At 35.3% G+C, this 7,209-nt stretch carries 6 protein-coding genes; 2 read left to right on the top strand and 4 right to left on the bottom strand.

Features of this window, described 5'->3' with window-relative positions:
* Positions 1–346: 346 nt before the first annotated feature.
* The 3 genes from GA0116959_RS13860 to ftsY form a co-directional block, all read right to left on the bottom strand.
* On the bottom strand, positions 347–994 hold the full coding sequence (locus tag GA0116959_RS13860) for a DUF2057 family protein (RefSeq protein WP_092721169.1): 648 nt from the start codon (positions 992–994) through the stop codon (positions 347–349).
* Positions 995–1,217: 223 nt separating this feature from the next.
* Positions 1,218–1,811, bottom strand: coding sequence for a nitroreductase family protein (locus GA0116959_RS13855; RefSeq protein WP_053577809.1), 594 nt, complete (start codon positions 1,809–1,811; stop codon positions 1,218–1,220).
* Positions 1,812–2,037: 226 nt separating this feature from the next.
* Positions 2,038–3,144 carry a signal recognition particle-docking protein FtsY gene (ftsY, locus tag GA0116959_RS13850; protein ID WP_092721167.1) on the bottom strand — a complete coding sequence of 369 codons (1,107 nt, stop codon included), beginning with the start codon at positions 3,142–3,144 and terminating at the stop codon, positions 2,038–2,040.
* A gap of 244 nt (positions 3,145–3,388) precedes the next feature.
* Here ftsY and GA0116959_RS13845 point away from each other — a divergent pair, with 244 nt between their 5' ends.
* On the top strand, positions 3,389–4,708 hold the full coding sequence (locus GA0116959_RS13845; protein ID WP_244878607.1) for a M16 family metallopeptidase: 1,320 nt from the start codon (positions 3,389–3,391) through the stop codon (positions 4,706–4,708).
* A gap of 11 nt (positions 4,709–4,719) precedes the next feature.
* Positions 4,720–6,303, top strand: a complete 1,584-nt coding sequence (locus GA0116959_RS13840) for an insulinase family protein (protein ID WP_092721165.1) — start codon at positions 4,720–4,722, stop codon at positions 6,301–6,303.
* Between the two features lie 354 nt (positions 6,304–6,657).
* Here the strand turns inward: GA0116959_RS13840 and GA0116959_RS13830 are convergent, their stop codons facing one another.
* Entirely contained in the window at positions 6,658–7,017 is a 360-nt protein-coding gene (locus tag GA0116959_RS13830) for a hypothetical protein (RefSeq protein ID WP_053577805.1), read from the bottom strand.
* Positions 7,018–7,209 lie beyond the last annotated feature (192 nt).

Here is a 7,209-nt window from a genome sequence, read left to right as displayed (position 1 = left end):
CGAGTAATTTCTACCATCAATCAATGAAAATAATTTCGATCAATCAATCAGTAAAAATCCACACAAGTTGTTCTTCATAAGCTCTTAATGATCTTTCTTATTCCTCGTCAGAATAAGTCGCTCAACAACATAAACTTGAAAACTCAGCATCTAGCGCTTCGTACTTTCCGTCTATCTCGTCGGGATGCAGCGTATTCTATACACTTTATAACAGCGCACAACCCCTATTTATCAAAAAATGCTAAAAAGATTATCAGTTGCTTATTTTTTAATCCAAAAAATCTTTTTATCAATTTTCTAATAGAAAAATGTGCAGTACACCCTTTAAAAAAGATCCATGAATAGATTAGTTAGATTGTTCACCTAACCAATTCATAAATTTTTGACGTTCAATTTTGCTCGATTTTTTCCATAACTGAATAAGTTCTTGATCAGTTGTTGATATAGAGCGATTTTCTACGGATTCTGTAACAGAAGTTTGACTATACACTGGCGCAGGTTGATTGAGCGGAATTGATTTTTTTTGAGTAAGGTCGGTCACTTTTCCAAATAGACTTCGAGATAACCACGGCTTTTGCTCTGTATTGGCACCTGTTTGTTGGACTAATATTTTTTTATTTTGATCAAATAATGCAATCACAGGCTGTTCAGCATATTTTTTTGCAGTTTCGTAATTTGTTGGTGCATTGACTAAATTTAATGCATAGCTTTCACCATCTTTTAATAGCGGTGTTGTTAATGTAATTACACCAGACTTCACAATGTCATGCTCTCCATTCAGATGTTCAAAATATTGGTTATATCGAACACTTAAACTATTTTTACCTGCATCAACTTTATACTGATTATTTTTCGCACGAAACAATCCTGTATTCACCTCTTGATCATTTACTGCCAAAATTTTTATTTCTTCTGGTGCTGTAATTGTGACTGCTGAAAAGGTGGTTACACTGGCTAGGATTAATGTAATTGCAAAAATTGATCTTATAACCATTTCATTTTCTCTTTGTTCATCATTAAAATTTGATTGCACTATGCAACGCATAAATGACGATTTTATGACAAGCTGATTATCTATATACGATTATGTCCCAGTATTTGTTCAGATAAGCTTTTTCATTTAAAAGCTATAAGCACTATTGATTAAGTAAAATTTGAAAGAGAAAACAAAAAAGAGCACTTTAAAAGTGCTCTTTTCATTCAGTAAAAATAAATCTTTAATCAAATTTTTTAAAACGAATTGCATCATCAATAAAGGTTTTCTCGCCAGCCGAAGCTTCAATTGAACCAAATACCAACTGCCCTCGTAATTTCCAGCTTGCAGGAATATTAAAAGTTTTTGCTACTTCTTCATCAATAATTGGATTGTAATGTTGTAATGAAGCACCAATTTTTTGCTCTGCTAATGCATTCCAGACTGAGAATTGTGCAATGCCTGTTGAATGCTCAGACCAAATTGGGAAATGTTCTGCATACAAAGCAAACTGCTCTTGCAATGATTTTACCGTATCCTGATCTTCAAAAAATAAAGCTGTACCAAAACCAGCTTCAAAACTCTTAATTTTGGTATTGGTACTTTCAAACGCTGCTTCTGGTACCATTTTTTTTAAGGTTTCACGCACAATATTCCAAAATTGTGCGTGAGACTCACCATATAATGTCACAACACGTGAAGTTTGAGAATTAAACGCTGAAGGACTATGGCGTACTGCTTCTTTAATAATTTCTTCAATTTGATCTACTGTTAATTCAACTTTTTTACCGATTGCATAAATTGTACGGCGTTGTTTGATTTGGTTTAAAAATGGCATGAAATAGTCCTCTTTTAATTTTACTAAATGTTTTCAAGATAAATTGATCTTAAACCAACTTTAAGGCAGATACATGACCAAAACAGCAACATTATGTTTTATTTATAGAACAATCATGCAAAAAACTTGTGTGCTTATTATTGAATGATTTATTTTGAATTGTTTTTCACAATATCTATCATTATAAAAAACTCCGCATAATGCGGAGTTCTCAAAAAATAAACTTTTACTTTTCTGTCTCAAATAAGGCGGCAACAAATGACTTAGCAGAAAAAGGACGTAGGTCATCAATTTTTTCCCCTACACCAATGAAACGTATAGGTACATGTGTACGACTTGCAATATTAAATAGTACCCCACCTTTTGCAGTTCCATCCAGTTTAGTAATGGTTAAACCGGTGAGTCCTACTGCTTCATCAAACACTTCTACTTGATTAATTGCATTTTGACCTGTACCTGCATCTACAACCAACATGATTTCATGCGGTGCTGTAGCATCAATTTTTTGCATCACACGTTTAACTTTAGTCAATTCTTGCATTAAATGACTTTTATTGTGTAAACGCCCCGCAGTATCGGCAATAAGTACATCTATGCCTTTAGCACGCGCACTTTCAAAAGCATCAAAAATTACAGAGGCGCTGTCTGCACCATGGCCTTGCGATACCACTGCAATATTATTGCGATCACCCCAAATTTGAAGTTGTTCTGTTGCCGCTGCACGGAATGTATCACCTGCAGCAAGCATGACTTTTTTACCTTCACCTTGTAAACGTTTGGCAAGTTTACCAATGGTTGTGGTTTTGCCTACGCCATTTACACCCACCACTAAAATTACAAATGGTTTTTTATTTGGATCTATATGTAAGGGTTTAACACGTGGTGCAAGTAAAGCGACCAATTCTTCCTGTAAAGCTTTGTAGAGTGAATGTGAATAGATTAAATCCCCACGTTCAGTACGTTCTGTTAGGTTGGTGATAATGGTTTTAGTCGCTTCCACCCCAATATCTGCAACCAATAGTTGTTCTTCAACTTCTTCTAATAATTCATCATCAATTTCTTTACCACCAATCAGGATATTTACCATCCCATCAGCCAGATTTTTACGGGTTTTGGTCAAACCGACTTTCATCCGATTAAAAAAGCCTGTGCCAGAAGTTGAAATATCTTCTGAATTGGTTTCCGTAGCGACAGGTGCAGAAATAATGAATTCTTCTTTTTGAGTTTCAATAATAGGAACATTTACCGCAGGTAAATTCGGTAAAGTGACATCGTCATCTCCGATATCAGCATCAATCAAAAATTTATTTTGCCCATTAGATTGCTGTTGCATGCCGAATCCTTGAAAAGCATTGTGTTAAAAAACAAAGATTCTAGCATAGATTCTGCTTGCAATGCCTTGTAGACACGTGACACACGAAAAACGAACAACTTCACCTTGCTTTCAAAGCCAAATTTCTTAAAAATGATGATAAATATAATTTATTACTTTGGTTAAGCCTGTGTATAAAAGCTTTTTTTCACTTTTTCCAAAGCGATCATTTTTGAGCAAATCTATTTTAGCCGTTGGTTTTTTCATATTTTCAATTCAATCTCATTTTACTTATGCTGAGACTCGGACTGAATTAGCACGTACTACATTTGAAACAACGTTGAAAAATGGACTCAAAGTCATTATTCGTGAAGATCACCGTTCACCTATGGTCATGACTCAAATTTGGTACGGGGTAGGCAGTAGTGATGAATCTGGAAACTTGTTGGGGATTTCTCATATTCTCGAACATATGATGTTCAAAGGTACGCAAAAAGTTCCAAATGATGAATTTACCCGCTTAAGTCGTATGTATGGCGGCAGTATCAATGCTTCAACTTTTACCAATTATACAAATTACTATCAACTTTATCCGAAAACCTATTTTCCTTTGGCTTTAGAACTTGAAGCAGACCGAATGCGTAATTTACTTTTACGCCAACAAGATTTTGAACCAGAAGTTAAAGTGGTTATGGAGGAACGTCGTCTACGCACTGATGATAATCCCCGATCTTTGGCTTTTGAGCGTTTCAAATGGATTGCTTATCCAACCAGTCATTACAGACAGCCTGTGATTGGCCACATGAAGAACTTACAAAATATTCAACTGAAAGATGTGAAAAAATGGTATCAGGATTGGTACACCCCCAATAATGCGGTGTTGATAATTGTAGGTGATGTCGATGCTGAAAATGCCTTGCGTCAAGTACAAAAATATTTTGGCGACATCCCTTCTCGCACTATCCCACCGAGAAATGATGTATTGGAATTTGATCGAGTCGGTTACCGCCATATGGAACTGAACTTGGCTGTAAAAGTTCCCAATCTTTATATGGCATGGAATGTTCGTTCTTTGGCTACTGCAAAAAACCCACAAGATGCTTATGCTTTAACCATTATCAAAAATGTACTGGATAGTGGCATTTCCTCAAGACTACAAGACCGCTTAGTAAGAGACAAAAAAGTTTTAACGGCTCTCAGTGTATCTTATGATCCTTATAATCGTGGCGATAGTTTATTTAGTGTTTCTGCTTTACCCGCCGATGGGATAAGTTTACAAGAGGCCGAGAAAGCCATTCAAGATGAAATTAACATCTTAAAAACCGAATTAATCCAACCAAAAGAAGTGGAACGGGTTACCGCTAAATTCGTTGCCAATTTAATCTATAGCCAAGATGATATAGTCGGGCAAAGTAAAATGATTGGAAATTTAGAAATTAATGGCTTGAGTTATCGTTTAATTGACCAATTACCGCAGCATTTTGAAACCGTCACCCCACAAGATATTCAACGTGTAGCCAATATTTATTTTGTACGTGACAATTTAAGCACTTTATACCTTTCTTCCGAGAACAAAACACAGTAATGAAATTTTATATGCTTAAATTCGGTTCTATTATTTTATTGAGTTCTACCTTGTATAGCGCATGGGCCAGTGCAGATGTAAATATAAATACAATGATTGATGACCATCCGAGTGATTTAAAATCAATTCCGTTTTTACAAAGTTTAAAAATCAATCCTACGCAACTTCAATTTCGTGCGCCTTATGTTCATGAACTTAAAAACCGTTATCGTGTTCGAACATTATTTGTTGAGTCACAGGACTTACCAATTATAGATATACAGTTAACCTTTAATGCAGGTGCAGCAAGGGATGAGGAAGTAGCAGCTGGCTTAAATGGCATTGCCAATATGGCGGCTCAACTCATGGATGAAGGAACTGAAAAATACAATGCTAATGAAATTGCAGGGGCATTTGAACGTGTAGGTGCGCAATTTAGTGTCAGTGCTTATCGAGACATGTTTATTGTGAAATTACGGGTTTTATCTGACCCTAAAAAACTTGAGCCTGCTTTAGGTATGATGATGGAAGTTCTTAATCATTCAACCTTTAAAAAATCCAGTATCAATTTCGTTTTAAGCAATACCCAAGTGGGACAAAAACAAGTCCAAGAAAATCCCAGCCGCCTCATGAATATTCAATTTTATCGGGCATTATATGGCAAGCATCCTTATGCAGAACCTATAACTGGCACTCAACGTAGTATTAGTAAAATTACACCTGTGCAACTCAAAAAATTTAGTCAGCAATTCTTAGTGACACAAAATTTAAATATTGCCATCACAGGCAAACTTCATCCTAAAGAAGCATTAAAACTATCTGAACGTATTGCAGGTCATTTACCACAAGGTAAAAAAGCCAAACCATTGGCGCTACCCATCGATAAAACACACTTTGACATTCGTCATCTCAACTTTAATTCTACTCAGGCGCATGTAATTTTGGGACATTTGGGCACAACTCGATTTGACTCAGATCGTTTAGCCTTGGAAGTGACCAATCAAATGTTTGGCGGAAGTGGTTTTAACTCCGTACTCATGCGGGAATTAAGGGTTAAACGAGGTTACAGCTACGGTGCTTATAGTAATTTCTCATTTACTCAAGCACCGGGCATATTTAGCTATAGTTATTCCACTCGTGAAGATCAGTTGATCGATAGTATTCAAGTTGCTCATCAAGCACTGGTCGACTTTGTTAAACAACCTATAGACCAAAAACAACTTGAAGAAACAAAGGCAGGCATGTTACGTGCTTTTCCCAATACTTATAGCAGTAATGCCAATATTAATGCGCAATTGGGTTCTATGGGATTCTACAATCAAAGAGCAGATTATTTGACTGAGTATCCAAAATTACTAGAAAAAATTACTGCTCAAGATGTCCAAAATGCAATTCAAAAGCATTTGCATCCAGAGCGTTTAACCGTAATTGTGGTCAGCCCTACATTTGATAAATCTACACTTGAAAAAATATTAGAGAGAAATTTAATTCGCCCTACTCCACCAAATACATTACCGACAGCAGATCAAGTTCCAAAAACTATTTTTTATCCGCCTGAAAAGGAGGCAATTGATGAGCCTGTTTTAATTCCCACTGATACGCCTGCATCAACTTAAAATATTGCACATGTGAAACTTTATGCTGCTGAACCAGCATTAAAGCAATGACCTGAGTATCAGGATAACTCGCTTGGGTAGAAAGATGAATAATATTTTTAAATTGTAAAACTGAAATAGGACGATAAAGCGCAAAAGAAGCAAGAAAAAGGATAATCGTGATAATGAACACAATAAGAATGTTATAAAGATATTCCAGCTTTAATTCAGCTTTAAACCTAATAATTTTTTGTATAGCAATGTGCATAAACTACCTCAAACTTCGGGTAGTGTAGGATGGGATATAAATTAGTACAAGTAACTTTGCTCAACTCCTTGGTATTTAAATCAAGAAATTGAGCATTCGCTAAGCATTTAGCCCATCAGGTTTCTTATAATGGCAAAATAAAATACCAATCCAATAATTGCGAGCACCAATATAATCGCAAAAGCGCTTAAACCTTTTTCTGCTTCAGGCGGGTGTAAATCATCATCGTCAGCAATACGTTTTAATTCATCATTATAAGTTAAATAAAATTCTTCACGTTGCTGTGGATCGAGCTGGCGCGTGAAATCATAAACCCGTTTTCTTTGCGCGAGACAAAAATCCCCCAAATGAATTTCTTCATGAAAAACAGCCTCATCTAAATTTTTACGATGCTGATGCGCAAGTTGTATTATTTGTGATGTTGTTGGAGGTAAATCAAAACTGAGTCCGTCAAATGTTTTATTCATGTTCTTCTCCTTATGTATTTATCTTTCAGTATAACTATATTAATAAAAAACTATTTTGTGCATTGTTTAATCGTGTAACCTTGATTTTATTTATTTTAACCACATATATTGTTTGACAATTCAAGTTTATTGTAATATTACTTTAACAATACTAAATTATAGTAATATAAAGACAAACTGAAAATTAAGTCT

Origin of the sequence: Acinetobacter albensis (genome assembly GCF_900095025.1) — a bacterium.
In the GTDB taxonomy this organism is placed as follows: domain Bacteria; phylum Pseudomonadota; class Gammaproteobacteria; order Pseudomonadales; family Moraxellaceae; genus Acinetobacter; species Acinetobacter albensis.
Note: the sequence above shows the minus strand (reverse complement) of the source record. Positions and strands in the feature narration are given on the sequence as shown.